The 23,561-nt window shown below is 73.2% G+C and carries 20 protein-coding genes; 6 read left to right on the top strand and 14 right to left on the bottom strand.

The window, feature by feature from the left end:
- From ACZ6I1_RS32535 to ACZ6I1_RS32485, 11 genes are all read right to left on the bottom strand, one after another.
- The coding region (locus ACZ6I1_RS32535) for an ABC transporter substrate-binding protein (RefSeq protein ID WP_469292497.1) at nucleotides 1-545 on the bottom strand (545 nt) is incomplete at its 3' end.
- Nucleotides 546-760: 215 nt separating this feature from the next.
- Nucleotides 761-2,101 (bottom strand): sulfate adenylyltransferase subunit 1, encoded by a 1,341-nt coding sequence (locus ACZ6I1_RS32530; RefSeq protein WP_469292496.1) that lies wholly within the window; start codon nucleotides 2,099-2,101, stop codon nucleotides 761-763.
- 1 nt (nucleotide 2,102) lies between these two features.
- Nucleotides 2,103-3,038, bottom strand: coding sequence for a sulfate adenylyltransferase subunit CysD (gene cysD / locus ACZ6I1_RS32525; RefSeq protein ID WP_469292495.1), 936 nt, complete (start codon nucleotides 3,036-3,038; stop codon nucleotides 2,103-2,105).
- Nucleotides 3,035-3,580 carry an adenylyl-sulfate kinase gene (gene cysC / locus ACZ6I1_RS32520; RefSeq protein WP_469292501.1) on the bottom strand — a complete coding sequence of 182 codons (546 nt, stop codon included), beginning with the start codon at nucleotides 3,578-3,580 and terminating at the stop codon, nucleotides 3,035-3,037. Before cysC ends, cysD begins: the two co-directional genes overlap by 4 nt.
- A gap of 35 nt (nucleotides 3,581-3,615) precedes the next feature.
- A complete protein-coding gene (locus tag ACZ6I1_RS32515) occupies nucleotides 3,616-4,314 on the bottom strand; it encodes a phosphoadenylyl-sulfate reductase (RefSeq protein WP_469292494.1) in 699 nt (232 codons plus the stop codon).
- On the bottom strand, nucleotides 4,311-4,490 hold the full coding sequence (locus ACZ6I1_RS32510) for a hypothetical protein (protein ID WP_125815005.1): 180 nt from the start codon (nucleotides 4,488-4,490) through the stop codon (nucleotides 4,311-4,313). Before ACZ6I1_RS32510 ends, ACZ6I1_RS32515 begins: the two co-directional genes overlap by 4 nt.
- On the bottom strand, nucleotides 4,487-6,184 hold the full coding sequence (locus ACZ6I1_RS32505; RefSeq protein WP_469292493.1) for a nitrite/sulfite reductase: 1,698 nt from the start codon (nucleotides 6,182-6,184) through the stop codon (nucleotides 4,487-4,489). Before ACZ6I1_RS32505 ends, ACZ6I1_RS32510 begins: the two co-directional genes overlap by 4 nt.
- Nucleotides 6,185-6,410: 226 nt before the next feature.
- Nucleotides 6,411-6,494, bottom strand: a complete 84-nt coding sequence (locus ACZ6I1_RS32500) for a putative leader peptide (RefSeq protein WP_310942095.1) — start codon at nucleotides 6,492-6,494, stop codon at nucleotides 6,411-6,413.
- Between the two features lie 155 nt (nucleotides 6,495-6,649).
- The gene (locus ACZ6I1_RS32495; RefSeq protein ID WP_469292492.1) at nucleotides 6,650-7,213 is read right to left on the bottom strand and encodes a GNAT family N-acetyltransferase; all 564 of its coding nucleotides are present in this window, start codon (nucleotides 7,211-7,213) and stop codon (nucleotides 6,650-6,652) included.
- A 5-nt stretch (nucleotides 7,214-7,218) separates the two neighbouring features.
- Entirely contained in the window at nucleotides 7,219-8,481 is a 1,263-nt protein-coding gene (locus ACZ6I1_RS32490; RefSeq protein ID WP_469292500.1) for a GAF domain-containing protein, read from the bottom strand.
- Between the two features lie 264 nt (nucleotides 8,482-8,745).
- Nucleotides 8,746-10,395 carry an acyl-CoA dehydrogenase family protein gene (locus ACZ6I1_RS32485; protein WP_469292491.1) on the bottom strand — a complete coding sequence of 550 codons (1,650 nt, stop codon included), beginning with the start codon at nucleotides 10,393-10,395 and terminating at the stop codon, nucleotides 8,746-8,748.
- 17 nt (nucleotides 10,396-10,412) lie between these two features.
- Between ACZ6I1_RS32485 and ACZ6I1_RS32480 the strand changes: the two genes are divergently transcribed.
- The 4 genes from ACZ6I1_RS32480 (at nucleotide 10,413) to rsgA (ending at nucleotide 15,579) form a co-directional block, all read left to right on the top strand.
- Nucleotides 10,413-11,537, top strand: a complete 1,125-nt coding sequence (locus ACZ6I1_RS32480; protein WP_469292490.1) for a YihY/virulence factor BrkB family protein — start codon at nucleotides 10,413-10,415, stop codon at nucleotides 11,535-11,537.
- Nucleotides 11,538-11,613: 76 nt separating this feature from the next.
- Nucleotides 11,614-13,542, top strand: coding sequence for a cytochrome P450 (locus ACZ6I1_RS32475; RefSeq protein ID WP_469292489.1), 1,929 nt, complete (start codon nucleotides 11,614-11,616; stop codon nucleotides 13,540-13,542).
- A 164-nt stretch (nucleotides 13,543-13,706) separates the two neighbouring features.
- Nucleotides 13,707-14,135 carry a carboxypeptidase regulatory-like domain-containing protein gene (locus tag ACZ6I1_RS32470; protein WP_469292488.1) on the top strand — a complete coding sequence of 143 codons (429 nt, stop codon included), beginning with the start codon at nucleotides 13,707-13,709 and terminating at the stop codon, nucleotides 14,133-14,135.
- A 337-nt stretch (nucleotides 14,136-14,472) separates the two neighbouring features.
- Nucleotides 14,473-15,579, top strand: a complete 1,107-nt coding sequence (gene rsgA, locus ACZ6I1_RS32465; RefSeq protein WP_469292487.1) for a ribosome small subunit-dependent GTPase A — start codon at nucleotides 14,473-14,475, stop codon at nucleotides 15,577-15,579.
- A gap of 259 nt (nucleotides 15,580-15,838) precedes the next feature.
- On the opposite strand, the gene ACZ6I1_RS32460 is transcribed toward rsgA, so the two are convergent.
- The 3 genes from ACZ6I1_RS32460 to ACZ6I1_RS32450 form a co-directional block, all read right to left on the bottom strand.
- Nucleotides 15,839-16,210 carry a PPOX class F420-dependent oxidoreductase gene (locus ACZ6I1_RS32460; protein ID WP_469292486.1) on the bottom strand — a complete coding sequence of 124 codons (372 nt, stop codon included), beginning with the start codon at nucleotides 16,208-16,210 and terminating at the stop codon, nucleotides 15,839-15,841.
- Nucleotides 16,211-16,338: 128 nt separating this feature from the next.
- On the bottom strand, nucleotides 16,339-16,824 hold the full coding sequence (locus tag ACZ6I1_RS32455) for a DUF456 domain-containing protein (RefSeq protein WP_469292485.1): 486 nt from the start codon (nucleotides 16,822-16,824) through the stop codon (nucleotides 16,339-16,341).
- 24 nt (nucleotides 16,825-16,848) lie between these two features.
- Complete coding sequence (locus tag ACZ6I1_RS32450; protein ID WP_469292499.1) at nucleotides 16,849-17,826, bottom strand: helix-turn-helix domain-containing protein; 978 nt, start codon at nucleotides 17,824-17,826, stop codon at nucleotides 16,849-16,851.
- Nucleotides 17,827-18,027: 201 nt separating this feature from the next.
- Between ACZ6I1_RS32450 and ACZ6I1_RS32445 the strand changes: the two genes are divergently transcribed.
- Together ACZ6I1_RS32445 and ACZ6I1_RS32440 are read left to right on the top strand one after the other, a co-directional pair.
- A complete protein-coding gene (locus ACZ6I1_RS32445; RefSeq protein WP_469292484.1) occupies nucleotides 18,028-21,795 on the top strand; it encodes a S8 family peptidase in 3,768 nt (1,255 codons plus the stop codon).
- Between the two features lie 729 nt (nucleotides 21,796-22,524).
- Nucleotides 22,525-23,559 (top strand): protein phosphatase 2C domain-containing protein, encoded by a 1,035-nt coding sequence (locus ACZ6I1_RS32440; protein WP_469292483.1) that lies wholly within the window; start codon nucleotides 22,525-22,527, stop codon nucleotides 23,557-23,559.
- The last annotated feature ends 2 nt before the right edge of the window (nucleotides 23,560-23,561 follow it).

The raw sequence follows: 23,561 nt of genomic DNA, 5'->3' as shown, positions 1-23,561 counted from the left end.
GCGATCCAGTTGAGGAACGCGACGTCCTGCGTGTTCCCCTTCTGCGGGGTGGCGATCTTCTTGCCCTTGAGGTCGTCCAGGGTCTTGATCTTGTCCGGGTTCACCACGAGCTTGACTCCGCCGGAGGCGGAACCGGAGATGATCCGCAGGTTGGAGCCCTTGGACTTCACGAAGCCGTTGATCGCCGGCGAGGGGCCGATGAAGCCGATGTCGAGAGAGCCGCCGTTGAGCGCCTCGATCTCGGACGGGCCGGCGTTGAAGGCCTGCGGCTTGATCTTGGTGCCGCCCAGTTCCTTCTGGATCAGGCCCTCCTGGAGGCCGACCAGAGCGGTGGCGTGCGTCAGGTTCGGGAAGTACCCGATACGGACCTCGGCGGCGGAGAGCTGCTTGCCCTCGGCGGCGGCGTTGGCCGCCTTGGGCTCGTCCTTCTCGGCCTGGGAGCCGTAGCCGCAGGAGGCGAGCGCGCCGATCAGCAGCGGCAGCGCGGCGGCGGCGACGGCGCCGCGGCGCAGGGTCTGGCGAGTGGTGGAACCGGTGGCAGGCACGGGAGGGCTTCCTCTCGTGACGCGGTCATCTCATGACGCACGTCTTCGTCTGTGGGGCAGGGGCGGGTACGGCTCGTGGGAGGCGTGGGCGCGCGAGCGGTGCGCGTACGTCATCGCGCACATCGCGCCACCCCTCCCTGGCCGCTGCCGAGGGCGCCGCTGCCCACGCGGCCGCCCTCCTTCGCGAAGGTGGAGTAGATGTCGGAGGGCATGGGTTAGAAGTCCCACCCTTCCTCGTCGGCCTGGACGGTGGTCTCGGCGGTGGAGGCGAAGGACTCGCCGGCCATGCCCGCGGCGAGGGTGGTCCCGTCGGCCGGGTCGATCAGCAGGAAGGAGCCGGTGCGGCGCGAGTCGGCGTACGCGTCGAGCGCGAGCGGCTCGGCGGTACGGACGACCACGCGGCCGATGTCGTTGGCCACCAGCTGACCGGGGTTCGGGTGCTGCGACAGGTCGTCGAGGGTCAGCCGCGAGGGGATCTCCTTGACGATCGCCTTGACCGTGCGCGTCGTGTGCTTGATCAGCACCCGGGCGCCGACGGCCAGGGGCTGGTCGGCCACGTGGCAGACCGTCGCCTCGACGTCCTGCGTGGTGGCCGGGGCGCTCGCGGACGGCGCGATCAGGTCGCCGCGCGAGATGTCGATGTCGTCCTTGAGGCGCACGGTCACCGACTGCGGGGCCCAGGCGATGTCCACGCTCTCGCCGAGCGCGTCGATGCCCTCGATGACCGAGGTGCGGCCGGACGGCAGGACGGTCACGGCCTCGCCGACCCGCAGCACGCCGGAGGCGATCTGGCCCGCGTAGCCCCGGTAGTCCGGGTGCTCGGCGGTCTGCGGACGGATCACGTACTGCACCGGGAAACGCGCCGGGCAGGCGGTGAGGTCGTGGCTGACCGGGACGGTCTCCAGGTGCTCGAGCACCGTCGGGCCGCCGTACCAGTCCATGTTGGCGGACGGGTCCACCACGTTGTCCCCGGCGAGCGCCGAGATCGGGATCGCGGTGATCTCCGGGACGCCCAGGTCGGAGGCGTACGCGGTGAACTCCTCGGCGATCGCCGCGAAGACGGACTCCTGGTAGCCGACGAGGTCCATCTTGTTGACGGCCAGCACCACGTGCGGAACGCGCAGCAGCGCGGCCACGGCCGCGTGCCGGCGGGTCTGCTCGATCACGCCGTTGCGCGCGTCGACCAGGACCACGGCCAGGTCGGCGGTGGAGGCGCCGGTGACCATGTTCCGGGTGTACTGCACGTGCCCGGGGGTGTCGGCGAGGATGAACCGGCGGCGCGCGGTGGCGAAGTAGCGGTACGCGACGTCGATGGTGATGCCCTGCTCCCGCTCGGCCCGCAGGCCGTCGGTGAGCAGCGCGAGGTCGGGGGCGTCCTGGCCGCGCTGGGCGGAGACGGCCTCGACGGCCTCCATCTGGTCGGTCAGCACCGACTTCGAGTCGTGCAGCAGCCGGCCCACCAGGGTGGACTTGCCGTCGTCGACGGAGCCGGCGGTCGCGAAGCGCAGCAGCGTGGTCGCCGACAGGTCGGCGAACTGCTCGGTGGTGGTGGTCATCTTAGAAGTACCCTTCGCGCTTGCGGTCTTCCATCGCGGCCTCGGACATCTTGTCGTCGGCGCGGGTCGCGCCCCGCTCGGTGAGCCGGGAGACGGCGATCTCGGCGATCACGGCGTCCAGCGTGGCGGCGTCGGAGTCGACAGCGCCGGTGCAGGACATGTCACCGACCGTGCGGTAGCGGATGAGACGCGTCTCGGGCGTCTCGCCCTCCTTCGGGCCGCCCCACTCGCCGGCCGTCAGCCACATCCCGTTGCGCTGGAAGACCTCGCGCTCGTGCGCGAAGTAGATCTCCGGCAGCTCGATGCCCTCGCGGGCGATGTACTGCCAGACGTCCAGCTCGGTCCAGTTGGAGAGCGGGAACACGCGCACGTGCTCACCGGGGGCGTGGCGGCCGTTGTAGAGCTGCCACAGCTCGGGGCGCTGGCGGCGCGGGTCCCACTGGGAGAACTCGTCGCGCAGGCTGAACACCCGCTCCTTGGCGCGGGCCTTCTCCTCGTCGCGGCGGCCACCGCCGAACACCGCGTCGAACTTGAGCTGCTGGATCGCCTCGGTCAGCGGGACGGTCTGCAGCGGGTTGCGGGTGCCGTCCGGGCGCTCGCGCAGCTTGCCCGCGTCGATGTAGTCCTGGACCGATGCCACGTGCAGGCGCAGGCCGTGCTGCCGGACCGTGCGGTCGCGGTACTCGAGCACCTCGGGGAAGTTGTGCCCCGTGTCGACGTGCAGGAGCGTGAAGGGCACCGGCGCCGGCGCGAACGCCTTCAGCGCCAGGTGCAGCATGACGATGGAGTCCTTGCCGCCGGAGAAGAGGATCACCGGCTTCTCGAACTCGCCCGCCACCTCGCGGAAGATGTGCACGGCCTCGGACTCGAGGGCGTCGAGGTGCGACAGCGCGTAGGGCGCGTCCGTCTCTTCGTGCAGGTGGGCGACCGTGGTCATGCCAGACCCCTCTCGGTGAGCAGCGCGTGCAGGGCCGAAGCCGACTCCTGCACGGTCTGCGTGTGCGACTCGATACGGAGGTCCGGGGACTCCGGAGCCTCGTACGGGTCGTCGACCCCGGTCAGACCGGAGATCTCGCCCGCCGCCTGCTTGGCGTACAGGCCCTTCACGTCACGCTCGGAGCACACCTCGACCGGAGTGGCCACGTGCACCTCGAGGTAGTTCGTCTCGGCGGCGGCGTGCCGCTTGCGGACGGCCTCGCGGCTGTCCGCGAACGGCGCGATCACCGGCACCAGCGCCTTGACGCCGTTGCTCGCGAGGAGCTCGGCGACGAAGCCGATCCGCTGCACGTTGGTGTGCCGGTCCTCCCGGCTGAAGCCGAGCCCGGCGGAGAGGAACTCGCGGATCTCGTCCCCGTCGAGGACCTCCACGCGGTGGCCCTCGGCGCGCAGCCGCTCGGCCAGCGCGTAGGCGATGGTGGTCTTGCCCGCGCTCGGCAGCCCGGTCAGCCACACGGTGGCGCCCTGGTCGCTCACGCTCATCTGCTTCGTCTCCGTAGGTTCTTCGCTGGTCGTCATCAGCCGTGCAGTCCGCACTCGGTCTTGCCCCGCCCGGCCCACCGGCCGGCCCGCGCGTCCTCGCCCTCCGCCACGCGGCGGGTGCAGGGGGCGCAGCCGACGGAGGTGTAGCCGTCCATCAGCAGCGGGTTGGTGAGCACCCCGTGCTCGGCCACGTACGCGTCCACGTCGTCCTGGGTCCAGCGGGCGATCGGCGAGACCTTGACCTTCTGCCGCTTCGCGTCCCAGCCGACCACCGGGGTGTTCGCCCGGGTCGGGGACTCGTCGCGGCGCAGGCCCGTCGCCCAGGCGTCGTACGCGGTCAGACCCTCTTCGAGGGGCTTGACCTTGCGCAGGGCGCAGCACAGGTCGGGGTCGCGGTCGTGCAGCTTCGGGCCGTACTGGGCGTCCTGCTCCGCCACCGTCTGGCGCGGGGTGAGGGTGATGACGTTGACGTCCATCACCGCTTCGACCGCGTCGCGGGTGCCGATCGTCTCCTCGAAGTGGTAGCCCGTGTCGAGGAAGACCACGTCCACGCCGGGGAAGGCGCGGGAGGCCAGGTGGGCGACGACCGCGTCCTCCATGGAGGAGGTCACGGCGAACTTCCTGCCGAAGGTCTCGGCCGCCCAGGTCAGGATCTCCAGCGCGGAGGCGTCCTCCAGGTCCCGGCCCGCCCGCTCGGCAAGGTCCTTGAGACCGACGTCTTGAGCGGTGGTCATATCTCGTCCCCTCCAGCTGTATTGGACTGAACACCCCGGGCCAGCAGCCCGAGGTACTTCAGCTGGAAGGCTCGGTTGCAGGCCCTGCATTCCCACGCGCCGTGGCCCGTCTCGTGGGGAAACAGGTCCTCGTCGCCGCAGTACGGGCAGTAGAACGGTGCGGCGCGCTCGCTCACGAGAGGCTCTTCTCGTCCGCGCGGGCGACCCACGCCGCGAAGCGCTCGCCGTCCTCGCGCTGCTCCTCGTACTGCTTGACGACCCGCTCGACGTAGTCGGGCAGACCGGCCGAGGTGACCTTGAGGCCGCGGACCTTGCGGCCGAAGCCGGCCTCCAGGCCGAGGGCGCCGCCCAGGTGGACCTGGTAGCCCTCCACCTGGTTGCCGTCGTCGTCCAGGACCAGCTGGCCCTTGAGACCGATGTCCGCCACCTGGATACGGGCGCAGGCGTTCGGGCAGCCGTTGATGTTGATGGTCAGCGGCTCGGCGAAGTCCGGCAGGCGGCGCTCCAGCTCGTCGATCAGCGAGGCGCCGCGCGCCTTGGTCTCGACGATGGCCAGCTTGCAGAACTCGATGCCGGTGCAGGCCATTGTGCCGCGGCGGAACGGGGACGGCTTGACCCGCAGGTCGAGCGACTCCAGGGCCGAGACCACCGAGTCGACCCGGTCGGCCTCGATGTCGAGGACGATCATCTTCTGCTCGGCGGTGGTGCGCAGCCGGCCGGAGCCGTGCTGCTCGGCGATGTCCGCGATCTTGGTCAGGGTGGCGCCGTCGACGCGGCCGACGCGGGGCGCGAAGCCGACGTAGAACTTGCCGTCCTGCTGCTGATGGACGCCGACGTGGTCGCGCCACTGGCCGGAGGGCTGCTCGGGCGCGGGGCCGTCGGTCAGCTTCCGCTTGAGGTACTCGTCCTCCAGGACCTGGCGGAACTTGGCCGGGCCCCAGTCGGCGACGAGGAACTTCAGGCGGGCGCGGGTGCGCAGCCGGCGGTAGCCGTAGTCGCGGAAGATCGAGATGACGCCCTCGTAGACGTCGGGTACCTCGTCGAGCGAGACCCAGGTGCCCAGGCGGACGCCCAGCTTGGGGTTGGTGGAGAGGCCGCCGCCGACCCAGACGTCGAAGCCGGGGCCGTGCTCGGGGTGGTTCACGCCGACGAACGCGATGTCGTTGATCTCGTGCGCCACGTCGAGCAGCGGCGAGCCGGAGATCGCGGACTTGAACTTGCGGGGCAGGTTGGAGAAGTCCTTGTTGCCCACGATGCGGCGGTAGATCTCCTCGATGGCGGGGGTGCCGTCGATGATCTCGTCCTGCGCGATGCCGGCGACGGGCGAGCCGAGGATGACGCGGGGCGTGTCACCGCAGGCCTCGGTGGTGGACAGCCCGACGGCCTCCAGGCGCCGCCAGATCTCCGGGACGTCCTCGATCCGGATCCAGTGGTACTGCACGTTCTGGCGGTCGGTGAGGTCGGCCGTCCCGCGGGCGAACTCCTGGGAGATCTCGCCGATGACGCGGAGCTGCTCGGTGGTCAGCCGGCCGCCGTCGATGCGGACGCGCAGCATGAAGTACTTGTCGTCCAGCTCCTCCGGCTCCAGGATCGCGGTCTTGCCGCCGTCGATCCCGGGCTTGCGCTGGGTGTAGAGGCCCCACCAGCGCATGCGTCCGCGCAGGTCGTTGGGGTCGATCGAGTCGAAGCCGGTCTTGGAGTAGATCGTCTCAATGCGTGTCCGCACGTTGAGACCGTCGTCGTCCCTCTTGAACTGCTCGTTGCCATTGAGGGGCGTGTGGTGTCCGACAGCCCACTGACCCTCACCGCGGTGACGGCCTGTCTTGCGGCGCGCGGCGGCGGCTGCGGGCGTTTCGGGAGTGGCGGCCATGGCGGGTACGTCCTTCTTCGGCGGCTCAGGGCAGGAGCGGGGGCACAGGGGGGAGCGGTGGTACGCCCCCGTCACGTCGGCGTCGCTGAGCGGGTGTGGCTGATTGCCGCCTTTGCCGGGGTGGCCGGCGGCAGGGCGGTATTCGGCCGTCAGGGGGCTGAGATGAGCGCCACTTCCACGGCGACGATGCCGGGATGGTGGCGATGTGCGGCGGTTGCTGGTTCCGTCAGCAGGCCGGACAGATGGCGCTGGACATGCGGCCGAGGTCGACGTGCCGCCGACTCACCAAGGCAATTCCAGCTCCATTCATGGCGGAAGCGTGTCATGTGCCGATTGGAGGAGTCCACTAGTGTCCGGGATGCGGACAAAGTCGTCTCGCATCGTGATACGACGTGATCGCGGTCACGGTTCGCACACGGGTGCGGAGCCCCAGGTCCCGGCGGAGCCGGGTTCCGCGCGGAGGGGCTACGCGCCGGGCCACGGCCCCGGGGTCGGGGTGTCCTCCTTGGACTCCGTTTCCGTCTTGAACAGCTTGAACCCGCGCCGCAGGTAGTTGTCCATCGCCGTCGGCCCGTCCTGGCTGCACGTGTGGAGCCAGACCCGCCGCGTCGGCTCCCGGTCCGGCCACCGTGACGCCAGGTCCCAGGCCCGGGCGACACCCACCGACAGCAGGTGCCCGCCGATCCGCCGCCCCCGGAAATCCGGCAGCAGACCGAAGTAGATGATCTCCACCACACCGTCGTCCTGCGGGTCGAACTCCACGTACCCCGCCGGCGTGCCCCGGTCGTACGCCACCCACGTCTCCACGCCCGGCCGCCCGAGCTGCTCCACCCACTGGTCGCGGGTCAGCGACAGCCGGTCCGTCCAGTGGATGTCCCCGCCGACGGAGGCGTACAGGAAACGGCTGAACTCGGGCGAGGGGACCTCCGCCCGGGAGACGGTGATCTCCGGGCCCGGTACGGCGGCCGGGACCAGATCGTCCGGCGAGGTCATTTCCAGGGACCAGGTGGTGAGGGTGATGGTGCTCATGCAGGTCAGGGAATCATGCCCCGCCCCCCATGGCCCAGGCGGGCCCTGATCACCGCGGGCGCGGTGGAGTGCGGGAGCAGCGCGGCCGGGTCGTGCGGGCTGATCACCTCCACCTCCACGTCCTCCGCGAAGCGGTACGGCCGGTGGGTCAGCACGCCCGCCAGGTTGCGGCGTACCCGCGACATCTCCGCGCGGACCGTCACCGTGCGGGTCGGGTCGCCGAACAGCTCCCCGGACAGTTCCGCGGCCGAACGCCCCCGCGGGCTCTCGGCCAGCAGGAACAGCAGCTCCGCGTGGCGCGGGCTGAGCTCCTGCGACCAGCTCCCGGCGGCCCCGTACACCGTCGCCGACCAGGACCCCGCCCGGCTGAGGTCGAGCACCACCCGGGTCACCGCCGCGCTCGCCGGCTCCTGCGCGATCCGCAGCAGCCAGCCGCCGGGCAGCGGCTCCACCACGCAGTCGCCGAGCTGCGCCAGCCGCACCCGCCCCGGGCCGAAGGGCTTCGGCAGCGGGACGCGGTCCACGGGGGCCAGGCCCGTCACGGCCGCCGTCCAGCCGTTCGGGTCCACGGCCATCGCCCGCCCGGGCAGCTTCGCCAGCAGCGGGGCCGCCACCGCGCGCAGCCGCTCCAGGGACTCCAGGTGCCGTACGCGCAGCTCCCGCTCCGCGAGCCGGGCCACCGAGCTCACCCACGCCAGCGTCGCCGGGTGCATCGTGGCCAGCGGGCCGCTCACGTCGACCACGCCCAGCAGCCGCCCGTCGCGCGGGTCCCGTACGGGCGCCCCCGCGCAGGTCCAGTCGTGATGGCTGGAGACGAAGTGCTCCGCCGAGAACACCTGGACCGGCCGCCGGGTCACCAGCGCGGTGCCCACCCCGTTCGTGCCGACCACGCCCTCGTCCCAGTCGGCACCCACCGCGAAGCCGAGCCGGTCCGCCTTGCGCAGGATGGAGGAGTGGCCCTCCCGCCACAGCAGCCGGCCCTCCGCGTCGGCCACGACCATGATGTGCAGGGCCTCGTCCAGGGCCGGGAGCAGCCCCTCCCGGAGCACCGGGAGGACCTCCCGCAGCGGGGAGACGTGCCGCCGCTCCTCGGTCTCGGCGGCCGAGAGCATCCGCGAGCGGGCGTCCCGGTCCGGGTGCACCCCGCCCGCCAGCATCCGGCGCCAGGACTCGGCGATCTCCGGGCGCGGCGCGGCCGGGGGACGGTCCCCGGCCAGCGCCGCGGCCCGTACGCCCTTGAGCAGACGAGCGGCCTCCCGCGCGTCCATGGCCGAGATGCGGGCCACATCGACCGTGCTGCCTGTGGTGTCGGCCACCGGAACCTCCCCGTGCGAACAGGACGACTCAAAGGTTGCAACGGTATGCAACTCTCGCCAAGTCCCGGTCACCCGACCGAAACTGTCCGGACGCCGCCGAGCGGCGTGACAGCTCCTCCTCGGGGCTTCTCGGATCAGGGGTGGTGCCGAGTCGGCGCGGCGCCACTCCTGTTCCCGGTCGACGGGCCCGGATCCCGGCTCGGAGCGGTTTGGGGACTACTCCCCGCCCGTGATCCGCGCCCGTTCCACGAGGGCGCCCAGGTCGAGGCTGTGCGGCAGCGTGCCGAAGGCCGCTCCCCAGTCGCCGCCCAGCCGCGAGGCGCAGAACGCGTCCGCCACCGCCGGCGGGGCCCACCGCACCAGCAGCGATCCCTGGAGCACCAGGGCCATGCGCTCGACGACCCGGCGGGCCCGTGCCTCGATGCCCTCCAGGTCGGCGAGCTCCGCCAGCAGGTCCTTGATGGCCGAATCCAGCCGGTGGTCCGCGCCCCGGGCCTGGCCGACCTCCTGGAGGAACGCGTTCAGCGCCTGCGGTTCGCGCTGGAGGGCGCGCAGGACGTCCAGGGCCTGGACGTTGCCCGAGCCCTCCCAGATGGAGTTCAGCGGGGATTCGCGCAGCAGTCTCGGCATGCCGGACTCCTCGACGTAGCCGTTGCCGCCCAGACACTCCAGGGCCTCCGCCACCATCGGCGTACAGCGCTTGGTCACCCAGTACTTGGCGGCGGGCACGGCGAGCCGCAGGAAGGCCTTCTCCTGGTCGGTCCCGGCGTCGTAGGCGGCCGCGAGCCGCAGGGTCAGGGTGGTGGCCGCCTCCGACTCCAGGGCGAGGTCGGCGAGCACGTTGCGCATCAGCGGCTGGTCGATGAGCGGCGCTCCGAAAGCGGAGCGGTGCTCCGCATGGTGAGCGGCCTGCGTCAGGGCCTGCCGCATCAGCGAGGCCGAGCCGATGACGCAGTCCAGCCGGGTCGCCGCGACCATCTCGATGATGGTCCGCACGCCCCGGCCCTCCTCGCCCACCCGCCGCGCCCAGGTCCCGTCGAACTCCACCTCGCTCGACGCGTTCGACTTGTTGCCCAGCTTGTCCTTCAGCCGCTGGATCGCGAACACGTTCCGCGTGCCGTCCGGCAGCACCCGCGGCACCAGGAAGCAGGTCAGCCCGCCCGGAGCCTGCGCCAGCACCAGGAACCCGTCGGACATCGGCGCCGAGCAGAACCACTTGTGCCCGGTCAGCACGTACTCGCCCGGGGTGTCCAGCGGCGCCGCCGCCGTCGTGTTCGCCCGTACGTCGCTGCCGCCCTGCTTCTCCGTCATCCCCATGCCGAAGAGCACGCCGGCCTTCTCCGCGGCCGGCGCCAGCCCCTCCTCGTAGGCGTGCGAGGTCAGCCGCGGCTCCCACTCGGCCGCCAGCTCGGGATCGGCCCGCAGCGCCGGCACCGCGGCGTGCGTCATCGAGACCGGGCAGCCGTGCCCGGCCTCGGCCTGGGACCACACGAAGAACCCGGCGGCGCGCCGCAGGTGCCCGCTCGGCCGCCCCCAGGCGTCGGTGAGCCCGGCGGACACGGCCTTCCCGAGCAGCCGGTGCCAGGCCGGGTGGAACTCCACCTCGTCGATGCGGTTCCCGTACCGGTCGTGCGTCCGCAGCACGGGTGGATTCTCGTTCGCCAGCCGGCCCCATTCCTGGGCCTGGGCGGAACCCGCGGCGCGCCCGAGCGCGGAGAGCTCGGCCCGTACCTCGCCGAGGAGTTCGGGGCCGGCGGAGGCGAGGTGGCGCTCCACGCCCTCGGTGAGGGCCCGGTCGCCCCCGTAGACGTCGTGGCCCACGAGCGGCGGGGCCTGATTGGTGACTGTGTGGGTGGTGGCTGCCATGCGGATACCGTAAGGACGTGCAGCCAGCAAAAGAAACACCAGAGCGGCTCCTGGTACGCCACGGACGGCTCCACCGGGCCCGCGCCCTCTACCGCAACGTCTCGAAGCGGAAGATGGGCTGGCTGCTCCTGAAGGACACCGTCAACTCGTGCATCGAGTACCGGATCCTCGGCCTCGCCGCCGAGGCGGCCTTCTTCACCCTGCTCTCGCTGCCCCCGCTCTTCCTCGGCCTGCTGGGCCTCCTCGGCTACGTGGACGGCTGGACGGGCACGACGACGGTGGCCAGCATCGAGGAGAACATCCTGGGGGCGGCCGGCGCGATCCTGTCCGACCGGGGCGTCAACGAGATCGCCAAGCCGATGCTCGACGACGTGACCGGCCGCGGCCGCCCGGACCTGATCTCGCTCGGCTTCGCCTTCGCCCTGTGGTCGGGCTCGCGCGCGGTGAACGTCTTCATCGACACCATCACCGTGATGTACGGGCTCGACGGTCACCGCGGCATCGTCAAGACCCGGCTGCTGGCCTTCCTGCTGTACATCATCGCGCTGGTGATCGGCGCGGTCGTGCTGCCGCTGATGGTGGTCGGACCCGACGCGGTGGTCCGGCTGGTGCCCTGGGGCACCAGCGTGATCGCGGTGCTGTACTGGCCGACGGTCACGCTGCTGTCCATCGTCTTCCTGACCACGCTCTACCACGTGTCCGTGCCGGTGCGCTCGCCGTGGATCGAGGACGTGCCGGGCGCGCTGGTGGCCCTCGCGATGTGGGTGCTGGGCTCGTTCCTGCTGCGGATCTACCTCACCAACACCGTCGAGGGGCCGACGATCTACGGCTCGCTGGCGGCGCCGGTGGCCGTGCTGCTGTGGATCGGCATCTCGGCCTTCGCGGTGCTCGTCGGGGCCGCCGTCAACGCGGCGATCGACCGGGTCTGGCCCTCCGTGGCCACCGCGGCGGCGCGCGAGGCGAACGAGCGGGCCCGCGAGGCGGAGGCCGCCCAGCTGATCGCGCGGGCCGCGGCCTGGCGGGCGATGGCGGAGGGCGAGTCGGAGGACGACGAGGACGAGGGGATGCCCTCCGAGTTCCCCGAACGGTGGTCGAAGTTCCTGCCGCCGGAGGACTACGGCTCACGGCTGCGCAAGCACTGACCCGCAGCGGGTTGACGGGGCGTCAGCTCCGGGTGCACCTTATATCGGGAAGCCGATATAAGTTGCGGGAGGTCCCGTGCCGCCACCCCCGGAGCCGAGCGCGCCGCAGGCCGCGTCGCGGCAGGCGCAGCGCAAGTCCCAGACCCGTTCGCGGCTCATCGACGCCGCCGCCGAACTCTTCGCCCGAAAGGGCTTCCACGCCGTCTCCGCGGAGGCCGTCGCGGACGCCGCCGGCCGGACCACCGGCGCCCTCTACAGCCATTTCGGCGGCAAGGAGGGCCTGTTGCTCGCCCTGCTCGAGGTGTGGAAAGAGCGGACCGCCGAGGAACTCGCCGCCGAGATCGCCGGCAGTTCCGACCCGGCGGACCCCGCCACGCACTTCTCCGCGATGTGGGGCAGCCTCACCCGTCCGCACCCCGAGCGCGGCGACTCCTGGCTGCTCCTGGAAGCCGAGCTGTGGCTGCACGCCGCCCGGGGTCCGCTCCTCGGCGGCCTGCTCGCCCAGCGGTACGCCGAGGTCCGCGCCCAGCTCGGCGAGGGCCTCGCCGACTGGGCCGAGGCCACCGGCACCCCGCTCGCCCGCCCGCCGGAGGAAACCGGAGCCCTGGTCCTGGGCGTCCTGCTCGGCCTGGCGATGCAGCACCGCCTCGACCCCGGGGGCATCCCGGACGCCCTCGTCGTGGAAGCCCTGAGCGCCCTGCTGACACCTCCCTCCCGAGCCCCCCCTGCCGAGCTCCTGAGCCCCCTCCCGACCCGCCTTGGCCGCCCTCCCGAACGGACGTGGACCGTGATCCCCACCGGTGAGATCGACCTGCTGGAAGACACCTGGGCCCGCGGGGTCCCGCACGAGCAGTTCACCAGGCTGCGCCGGGAGGACCCGGTGTACTGGCACGAGGTGCCGGGCGGCCACGATGGCTTCTACGCCGTCACCCGCCACGCCGACGTCAAGGAGATCAGCCGCGACCCCGAGCTGTGGTCCACCGAGCTCGGCTCCTTCATGGTCCGCGACCAGAGCCCCGAGTCCCTGGCGGCCCTGCGGCTGGTGCTGCTCGGCATGGACGCCCCGCGCCACTCCCGCTACCGCGCCTTGGTCAGCGCCGGATTCACCCCCCGGGTGGTGCGGCGGCTGGCGGCCCGGATCGCGGAGCGGGCGGCGTCCCTGGTGGACACCGCCGTCACCCCCGGCCGGGACATGGACTTCGTCGAGGAGGTGGCCGCCTGGCTGCCGATCCAGACGATCTGCGAGATGGTCGGCGTACCCCCGGGCGACGAGCGGCTGATCTTCGACTGGAGCAACCGGATGGCCGGCGGCCAGGACCCGGAGCTCTCGGCGGGCAAGCACGACAGCGACCTCGCGGCCGCCGAGATCTACGCCTACTGCGACGCGCTGGCCGCCGAGCGGCGGGCACGCCCCCGCGAGGACATCCTCTCGACCCTGGTCCACGCGCAGGTCGGCGGGGACCGGCTCACCCCGGACGAGATCAACATGTTCTTCGTGCTGCTGTGCGTCGCGGGCAACGAGACCACCCGCAACCTGCTCTCCACCACCGTGCTGGCGCTGGCCGGGCATCCGGCGGCCCGTGCCGAACTGGCCGCGTCCCCGCGGGACGAGACCCTGTGGACCTCCGCCGTGGAGGAGTTCCTGCGCTGGGGCGGCTCGATCCACAACTTCCGGCGCACCGCCACGCGCGACACCGTCCTGCGCGGGCGTCCGATCGCCGCGGGCCAGAAGGCGGTCACCTACTACACCTCCGCCAACCGCGACGAGGAGGTCTTCGCCGCCCCCTTCGCCTTCGACATCCGCCGCACCCCCAACGACCACCTCGCCTTCGGCGGCGGGGGCCCGCACTTCTGCCTGGGCGCAGGTCTGGCCCGTACCCAGATCAAGGCCCTGATCCGCGAACTCCTCCTGCGCCACCCCGACTTCGAGGTCACCGGCGAGGTGCGCCGACTGCGCTCGGACTTCATCAACGGCATCAAGTACCTGCCGGTCCGCTTCGGTTGAACCCGGCGCCGACCCGGGTCGGGCGCCACCCGGCCCGGACGGGCCGCAGGGCGTGGGGGTACGACTGGCGGCGGCGGTGGGACGCACACAGACTGGAGGCGGGGGGTGGTCTCAGGTGGCAGTCCGACCGGGAGGAGACTCTGGTGTTCGGACAGGTGCGAGCAGTGTCGGACAAGAGTCCGATCGCCATGATCAAGGTCAGCGTCTACCGCAGTGACCTGTCGGAGATCGATCACGTCTTCACCGACGAAGAGGGCCGGTACAGCGTGGCGATCGCCGCAGGGGAAATGGTCACCGTACGGTTCGACACCCACCACTCCCTCACCAACGCCAAGGACTGGCAGCCGTCGGTGGTCGTGAACGCGGTCACCAGCGACGAGGCTCCGCTGGACCGCTACCTGCTGCCCACGGGCATGGGCGGCGCGGCGTCGGAGATGGACGCTCTGCACGGGTACGCGTTCGCCGCGGCCGTGCCCGAGGTCGACGCGTACGCCCCCACGGCGGTGTACCGCCTCTCGATGCTCAAGCAGCCGGCGCTGGTGCTCGTGGGTCTCCAGAAGAGACTCCTGGAACACTTCGGCGAACCGGCCTGAGGGCGGCCGGCTGCCCCGGCCTTCCCGGCCCGCACCGGCCCCGCCCACCCCGCCCACCCCGCCCCTCCCCGCCCGAAAAAAGAAGTGGCCCGCGCGTGAGGGGACTTGTTACGGTGGATCCGTTCCGCCGACCGAGCCGGCGCGGGACCGCCCGTATGTAGACGACCCGGAGGTGAGCCAGTTGATGCATGTCATTGCGCAGGGCACTGCCCGCATGCAGAAGACCATCAATGTCACCCCCGTGGTCTCCGGCTGACCTCACACCACTCCGCGCGCCGCCGCCCCTGAACGGGCGGACGGGCGGGCGCTGCCGGGGCCACCCTGTGAAGGGTTCCCCTTGTCTCTTTCTTCCTTCCCGCAGGCCTCGCTCCCGCACGCCCTCGCCGCCTTCGGCTGGGACGACGCGTGGGCGGCCGAGTTCGCCCCGTACGCCGAGCAGGGCCTCCTGCCCGGCCGGGTCGTACGCGTCGACCGCGGCCAGTGCGACGTCATGACCGAGGACGGCATCGTCCGCGCCGACACCGCCTTCGTCACCCCGCACGATCCGCTGAGGGTCATCTGCACCGGCGACTGGGCGGCGGTCGAGCCCACGGGCAGCCCGCGCTACGTGAAGGCGTACCTGCCGCGCCGCACCGCCTTCGTACGGTCCACCTCCTCCCAGCGGTCCGAGGGGCAGATCCTCGCCGCCAACGTCGACCACGCGATCATCGCCGTCTCCCTCGCCGTGGAACTGGACCTGGGGCGCATCGAGCGCTTCCTGGCCCTCGCGTGGGAATCGGGGGCGCAGCCGCTGGTCGTCCTCACCAAGGCCGACCTGGTCCCGGACCCGGCGACGCTCGCGCACCTGGTCCAGGACGTGGAAACCACCGCGCCCGGGGTCCAGGTGCTGACCGTCTCCTCCCTCACCGGGGAGGGCACGGACGTCCTCACCGCGCTCGTCGGCGACGGTACGAGCGTGCTGCTCGGCATCTCGGGCGCCGGCAAGTCCACCCTGGCCAACACGCTGCTCGGCGCGGAGGTCATGGACGTCCAAGCGGCCCGCGAGGTCGACGGCAAGGGCCGCCACACGACCACGACGCGCAACCTGCTCGCCCTCCCGGGCGGCGGGGTCCTGATCGACACGCCCGGACTGCGCGGCGTCGGGCTCTGGGACGCCGGGAACGGGGTCGGCCAGGTCTTCTCGGAGATCGAGGAGTACGCGCGGAACTGCCGCTTCCACGACTGCGCGCACGAGGCGGAGCCGGGGTGCGGGGTGCGGGCCGCCGTGGACTCCGGCGAACTGCCGGAGCGGCGCCTGGACAGCTACCGCAAGCTGCTCCGGGAGAACCAGCGGATCGTGGCGAAGACGGACGCGAGGCTCCGCTCGGAGATCCGCCGCGACTGGCGCCTCAAATCGGCGGAGGGCCGGGCCAACTACGCGGCGAAGCGCGGCGGCCGCGCCTAGCCCGCCGGCCGTGGCCTGAGGGCCCCGCCGTGCCGCCCGGCCTGGGGGCGCTGAGCGGGGCCCTGCGGGGCTCGTCCCCTACCCGCCCTTCCACCGTTCCCCGGGCTCTGCCCGGACCCGGTCCCGGGCTGGAAACAGCCCCGCCTGGGGCCCCTCCCAGCGGTAGCTGGGGGAGTTTGAGGCGTGGGATGGGGCGGAGCCCCGGGGAACGGTGGAAGGGGTGGGGCGGGGAGCGGCTCCGCGCAGCGGCAGGGCCGGGTCACAGCCCCCACGCGTGGACCCGGTCCGGGTGGATCCGGATGACCTCCGGGCTGAAGTGGGGACCCAGCGCATGCGGGCCCACCTCCAGCGTGGCGTGCCCGCGGATCTCGATCCCGCGGACCCGCCACGGCCGGGCGCTCGCCAGGTCGTCGACGACCAGCGCCAGCCGCGGGTTCGCCCGCAGGTTGCGCCACTTCTTCGACGCGCCCATGGCCATGCCGCCGACCAGGATCGTCCCGTCCTCCTGCGGGAAGAACCCCACCGGGTTCGCCTGCGGCTGCCCCGCCGCGTCCACCGTCGCCAGCCGGCCCAGCCGCTGGGAGCGCAGGTACGCCAGCTCGGCCTCACTGAAACCCTCGAAGTCCCTCATGGCCGAAAGCCTCGCAGGCACCGCGGCCACCCGCATCGGCCCCGGGTCCTAGGACCGCAGCCGGGGGCCGGGGGCCGGGGCCGGGGCCGGGGCGGGTGGCCGCGCCGGGGCCGGCTCGTACGGCCGCGTCAGACGCCCGCCGCCACCATGCCGAGCCACGCCCCCACCACCAGCAGGCACGCGAACAGCTCCACCAGCACGCTCGTCCCCACCGCCCGCATCACCGCCCGCACCGACGCCCACGCCTCGCCGTGCGTCCCCAGGCGGAGCCGCTCGCACACGTAGATGCCGCCCACGAAGCCCGGAACCGCCCCCAGCACCGGGACCAGCACGAAGCCCAGTACCGCACCGGCGCCCGCGTACACCGCCATCCGGCCCGACACCCCCACCCCCCGCAGCCGCCGCGGCGGGAGCAGCCACTTCACCACCTGGACCACCAGCAGCAGGGCCGTCGCCGCGACCAGCAGCGCCCATGCCGTGGTCGCCCGCTCGTGCAGCGCCCACCACAGCAGCCCCGCCCACACCAGCCAGGTCCCCGGTACGCCCGGCACCAGCACCCCGAGCACCCCGAGGAGCAGCACCAGCCCCACCAGGAGCAGCTGCGGCAGATCCATGGGCTCAGCGTGACCGACCAGGGGCTATCGGGCCACCCAGCCCCGCTCGTACGCGTGCCAGCCCAGCTGGAGCCGCGTCGTGACCCCCGCCAGCTCCATCAGGCCCTTGACACGCCGCTGCACCGTCCGCAGGCCCAGCTCCAGGTGCTTGGCCACGCTCGCGTCCGTCATCCCCGCCAGCAGCAGGGTCAGGATCTCCAGGTCGGTGGCGTCCGGGCCGCCGTCCGACTCCTCGGGCCCGCCCGACGCGCCCAGACGCAGCGGCAGCGACTCCCGCCACACCGCCTCGAACAGGCCCGTCAGGGATTCCAGCAGCCCCGACGCGTGCACCACCAGCGCCGCCGGCTCCGCGCCGCGCGCCGTCAGCGGGACCATCGCCAGGGTCCGGTCCGCGATCACCAGCTTCGTCGGGACCTCGCCCGTCACCCGGACCCGCTCGCCCCGGGCGAGCGCCGCCGACACCTCCCGGATCCCGCTCGGCAGGCTCAGCACCTCCCGTTCGATCACCACCCGGTAGTCGACGCCGCGTACGGCGGCCCGGTCCTCCGCCTCGTTCTCCGTACCCGCCACCACCTGCGGCCGGCCGCTGACCAGCGCGCACACCTCCCGCTCGGCCCCCAACTGGAGCTGGTGGAAGCGGTGGGCCACCGCGCTCGCGCCCTGCACCACCTCCACGAGGTCGTGCACCGCCGGCTCGGCCGCCTCCGCCCGGTACTCCTCCGCCAGCAGCGCCGCAGCCAGCTCCGCCTGCTCCAGCTCGTGCCGCTGCTGGGTCAGGAGCGCCCCCAGGGCGACCCCGGGCGGCGCCGCCACCCACCGCCCCGGGCGCGCCGAGGACTGCGCCGCCAAGCCGTGGCGCTCCAGGTGCCGCAGCGCCCGCTCGGTCTGCGGCACCGGCAGCGTCAGCCGGTGCGCGAGGTCGGGCACCTCCGCCGCCCCCAGCGCCACCAGCACCCGGTACGCCGACTCCTGGCCCTCGTCGAGGCCTATCGCACCCAGCAACCCGAACACCCCCACCTCTCAGCCCCGCGCCTGGCGGGAAGCGGCCACGGCGCAAACCCGCCGCCGACATCATCGCCGCACCCCCCGCCCCTCTGCCAAGGTGACGCCACCGCAGCACCAACATCCGCAGGCCAGAAGCCATTTATGCGGCAGCTTTGCCGCGCAATGCAGCAGTTGGCCGGAATTCACCTGGGGAGAGCGATGCGCCCGATATCGCGAACGACGCTCGGGGCGGCCACCGCAGCCGTGCTGGCCGTCACCGCCGTCGGTCCGTCGGCGGCACAGCCGAGCGACGGAGCGCCCGACAGAAGACCCCTCGTGGGCAGCGCGGCGGCCGGAAAGCAGCCCACCGCACCCGTCACGGTCACCCTCGTCACCGGCGACCGGATCGTGGTCTCCACCGACGCGGCCGGCCGCACCGCCGCAACCGCCATGCCGCGCCCGGACGGCTCACAGCCGCTGGTGCAGACCCGCCAGTCCGGCAAGGACCTGTACGTCTACCCGGAGAGCGCGGCGAAGGCCCTCGCCGCCGGCAAGGCCGACCACGAGCTCTTCAACGTCACCGGCCTCATCCGGCAGGGCTACGACGACGCACACGCCAAGAAGCTCCCCCTCATCGCGGTCTACGACGGCTCCGTGAACGTGGCGCGCAGCGCCCCGCCCGCACCCCGCGGCGCCGACCGCTCCCTGGTACTGGCCTCCATCGGCGGGGTCGCCCTGTCCGCCGACAAGGAGCAGGCCGCCGCGTTCTGGGCCGACCTCACCGGTACGGACGCCCGCGCGCGCTCCGTCTCGGGCGGGCTGAAGAAGCTCTGGCTGGACGGCAAGGTCCAGGCGAACCTCGAGCGCTCCACCCGGCAGGTGAACGCCACCGCAGCCTGGGCCGCCGGATACGACGGCAAGGGCACCAGGGTCGCCGTCCTCGACACCGGCACCGACCTCGAGCACCCCGACCTCAAGGGCCGCGTGGCCGACTCGAAGAACTTCACCGACTCGGACACCGACACCGACCGGCAGGGCCACGGCACCCACACCCTCTCCACCGTCGGCGGCTCCGGAGCCGAGAGCGGCGGCGCCAAGAAGGGCGTGGCCCCCGGCGCCGAACTGCTCAGCGGCAAGGTCCTCGACGACGCCGGGTACGGCCTCGACTCGTGGATCATCGCCGGTATGGAGTGGGCCGTCGCGAGCAAGGCCGACGTCGTCTCCATGACCCTGGGCGACCCCACGCAGGCGGCCTGCGACGACCCGCTCGCCGCAGCCGCCGAACGGCTCTCGCAGCAAGGCCCGCTGTTCGTGATCGCCGCCGGCAACTCCGGCCCCGGCAACAACACCGTCTCCTCGCCCGGCTGTGCCCCCAGCGTGCTGACGGTGGGCGCCGTCGACCGCGACGACTCCACGGCCGTCTTCTCCAGCCGCGGCCCGGCTGGACTCCGGCACACCCTCAAGCCCGAGATCGCCGCCCCCGGTGTCGGCATCTCGGCCGCCGCGGCGGGCGGCCGCGGGGTGTACGCCTACCAGGGCATGTCCGGCACCTCCATGGCCACCCCGCACGTGGCGGGCGCCGCCGCCATCCTCAGGCAGCGCCACCCCGACTGGACCTCGCAGCAGATCAAGGCGGCCCTCGTCGGCTCCGCGGACACCACGGTGCCGGGAGACGTACGGGAGACCGGCGGCGGCCGCCTCGACGTGCGGGCCGCCCTCGACACCACCGTCACCGGCGCCCCCGCCGTCCAGGGCGGCACGTACGACTGGCCCCAGGACCGCAGCGACCGGACGACCGTCGAGGTCCCCTACACCAACACCGGCACCGCGCCGGTCACCCTGCGCCTCGCCGTCGAGAAGGTCACCGGAAACGACGGCTCCGCCGTCCGCAGCCAGGTCGCCCGCCTCGACCGGCGGACCGTGACCGTACCGGCCGGCGCCACCGTCAAGGTGCCGCTCGCCCTCGACCCGGCCGCCAGGCTGGAGCGCTCCCAGTACGGAGACGTCACCGGCCGGATCGTCGCCACGGCGCACGGCGTGCGCGTCTCCACCCCCTTCTCGCTGTACGTAGAACCGGAGACGGTGACCCTGCGCGTCAAGCTCCTCGACCGCGCGGGCAGGCCGGCCGCCGGACCGTCCTCCCTGGACGTGATCGGCACCGACGACGACACCGGCGAACGCCGCTTCAACGACGGCTCCGCCGAACAGGTCTACCGGGTCCGGCCCGGCGCCTACTTCCTCTCCGCCTTCGTCGGCACCCCCGACGCGGGCGAGGGCGACGACCGGCTGATCGACTCCCTCACCTACCTCGGCCGTCCGCAGGTCGAGGTGAAGAAGGACACGACCGTCGTACTCGACGCCCGCACGGCAGGGCGCCTGGCCATCGAGGCCGACCAGCCCGTCGAGGCCCGCAACACCACCCTCGGATTCGCCCGCAGCTGGGACGAGGTGTGGCTGCACGCAGGCACCGCCATGGGCGGCCGGACCATCCGCGGCTTCTACTCCTCCGTCGAAGGCCGGGCGAAGGACGGCGCGTTCGAGTTCGCCAACTACTGGCGGGCGGCCGCGCCGCTCGTCTCCGAGCTGAAGGTCGCCGGCGGCCCGGTCCTGCACCCGATCACCGCGTCCACCGGCAGCGACAACCTCGACGGGAACGGCAGCGCGCCGCTGGTCGACGCCGGCGCCGGCACCCCCGCAGAGCTCGCCGCGGCCGGCGCCCAGGACGCGGTCGTCCTCGTCAAGGCCGCGGACGGGGCGCTGCACGAGGTCGCGCAGAACGCGAAGGCCGCCGGAGCCAAGGCGGTGCTCGCCTACCGCGACGCCCCCGGGCGCTGGGTCGCCTTCACCGGCTACGCGGGCGGCGCGCTGCCCGCGATGACCATCGAAGCCGCCGAGGGCAAGGAACTGCCGGCCCGGCTGGCGGCGGGCCGGGTCACGCTGTCCTGGAAGGCCACCGCGAAGAGCCCGTACGTCTACACCCTCGCCTTCCCCGAGACGGGACAGGTCAAGGGCGACCGCACCTACCGGGTGCGCGACCGCGAGCTCGGCCGTGTGGAGTCCACGTACCACTCCATGGGCGTGGCGGCCGACTTCATCGACCTGGCCGGTGCCTACCGGCCGATCGGCAGCGCGGTGTACTTCGGCGGGATCGAGACCGTTGCCGCGCCGGGCCGGCGCACCGAGTTCTACACCGCCGGGGACACGGCCTGGGACCAGCTGCTCTCCAGCAGCTTCCCCTGGGGCGAGTTCATGGTCGGCGAGCAGCGCGGCTACACCAAGGGGCAGAAGGCCACGGCGAGTTGGTACGACGGAGTGACCGGGCCGGTCGCGCCGCGCGACCCGTCCGGCAAGGAGACGCCGGCCGCCGAGCGGCAGGGGAACCTGATCGGCTTCGCCGCCGCCCTGTGGGGCGACAGCCGGCACGCCGCCCAGCCGGGCTCCTTCGGTGACATCGGCAACCTCCGGCTCAAGCGCGACGGCGAGGTCATCGGCGAGAGCTGGTACCCGTTCGGGGTCTTCGAGATCCCGGCCGAGGAGGGCCGGTACGAACTGACCCAGGCCATCGAGAAGATCGGCCCGCCGGCCCGCACCTGGCAGCGGTCCACGTCGGTCCGTACGACCTGGGGATTCACCTCGAAGCTCGACGCGTCGGCGTACTCCCAGGGGTTGCCGATCCTCTTCCCGCGGTACGCGGCCCCGCTGGACGGGATGAAGACCGTCCCGGCGGCGAACGGCCAGAGCCTCGGCCTGAGCGTCACGGGACACGCGGGTTACGCGCCCGGTGCGGTGAAGTCGGCGAAGCTGTCGTACTCCTACGACGGCGAGAGCTGGACCGAGGCGGAGGTCAGCGAGCGCGGCGGGACGTGGAGCGCGGTCGTGAACCACGCCGGGGCCTCCGGGAAGCAGGTGTCGCTGAAGGTCGAACTGACCGACGCGAACGGCGCCTCCGTTACCCAGATGGTCGCGCGGGCGTACGACGTCCGCTAGTTCGTACGGGTAACGGGGGAAGGGTCCACCGGGCGGCGGCCCGGTGGACCCTTTTCGCGCATTCGGCGTTTTCCGCCCGCGCCGGAGGCCGAGAATGAGTCCATGAGTCAGCAGGGCGCGGACGACTGGTGGCAGAAGCTCTACGAGGACCCGGACGCGGTCCCGTCACCCGACCCGGGGGACACCTTGGACCACCGCTTCCACACGGCGGCGGACCTGACCACTGCCACGGGGCCGGGACCGGCGCCGGGGGCGGCGGGCTCGGGGCCGGGGACCGGCTCGGGCCCGGGCTCGCCTTGGGTGCCCGGACAGGCCTCGGGACCGGGGCGGCCAGGGCCCGAGCACGAGCCTGAGCCGGTGTCGGGGGAGGGGCCGGTGCCAGGGCCGGTACCGGCGGGTCTCCCGGCGCGCCCGCCCGTACCGCCGCACGTCCCACCCGCTCCGGAGCCACTGCTCCCCGGCCCCCGCCGCTCCCCACCGCCCCCTCCACCGGGATGGCCCCCCGCCACCCCCCGGGCCACCGCCCCGCCCGTGACCCCGCCGCCTCCGGCTGCCGCGCCGCCTGTCGCCCCGGCTCCGGCCGGCGCGCCGCCGACGGCCGCCCCTCCACCTCCGGCTGCCGCACCTCCGCCGGCCGCGCCTCCGGCTCCGTCCGCCCCGCCGCCGGCAAGCGGGCCGCGGGATCCGCGGGAAGGGGGCGTCACCGGGTACGCGCTCGGGGGAGTGGACGTGCCGCCCGTACGGGGCGCCGGGGCCGGGGCGGGGGCCGAGCCGCCCGTGCGGCGCTCGGAGGCGCCGCCCGAGAAGGGCCGGGCCGAGGAAGTGCCGGAGCCCGGGGTCGCGGTGGAGCCCGCGGCGGCGCAACGGCGGCCCGAGGTGCGTCACCTCGGCGACCGCGCACCAACCTACGCCGCCGAACCCGGCGCGCTCCCGCCCGCCGACCCCGCCGCGCTGGACGGGCTGGTCCCCGACACGGTCCTGGAGGGCGCCCGCTACGGCACGTACACCCTGCGCGCCGCCTCCCTGCGCGGGGACTCCGCCCGGTTCCGCGGCGAGGCCCGCCGCGACTTCCTGCTCACCGCCCGGTTCGGCGGCGGCGACGACGCCCTGGTCCTGGTGGCCCTCGCCGGCGGCGACCGCGCCGCCCCCGGAGCCGCCGAGGCCGCCGCCGAGGTCTGCCGGACCATCGCGGCGGCCGTCGGGAGGAGCCAGGAGCGGCTGGCCGAAGACATCCGGGCCGGGCGCCGCGACGCCCTGCGCTCGGGCCTCCAGCGACTCACCGACCGCGGCTACGGGAGGCTGCGCGCCCGCGCCGCCGAACTGGGGCTCGCCGAGGAGGCCTACACGGCCGGAGTACGCGCACTGCTGCTCCCGGTGGACCCCGAATGCCGCACCCGGGTGTGCTTCGGCTCCGGCGCCGGCGGCCTGTTCCGGCTCCGGGACGGCGCCTGGCAGGACCTGGAACCGGCCGCCGCGCCCGCCCCGGCCGCCCCGGCCGGCGCTTCCGCCCCGCCCGGCCCGGACGAGGAGGCCGACGGGGGCTTCCGGTTCCGCGCCTCCGTGGCCCGCCCCGGCGACACCCTGCTGCTGTGTTCCGGCGGCCTGGCGGAGCCGATGCGCGAGGAACCGGACCTCCCGGCCGAGCTCGCCGCGCGCTGGGCCGAGCCGGAACCGCCCGGCCTCGCGTCCTTCCTCGCCGACACCCAGCTCCGGCTCAAGGGCTACGCCGACGACCGCACGGCCGCCGCCGTCTGGGAGGCGTAACC

This window comes from Streptomyces sp. NPDC046303 (assembly GCF_055588085.1).
This window is presented reverse-complemented; position numbering and strand designations above follow the sequence as displayed.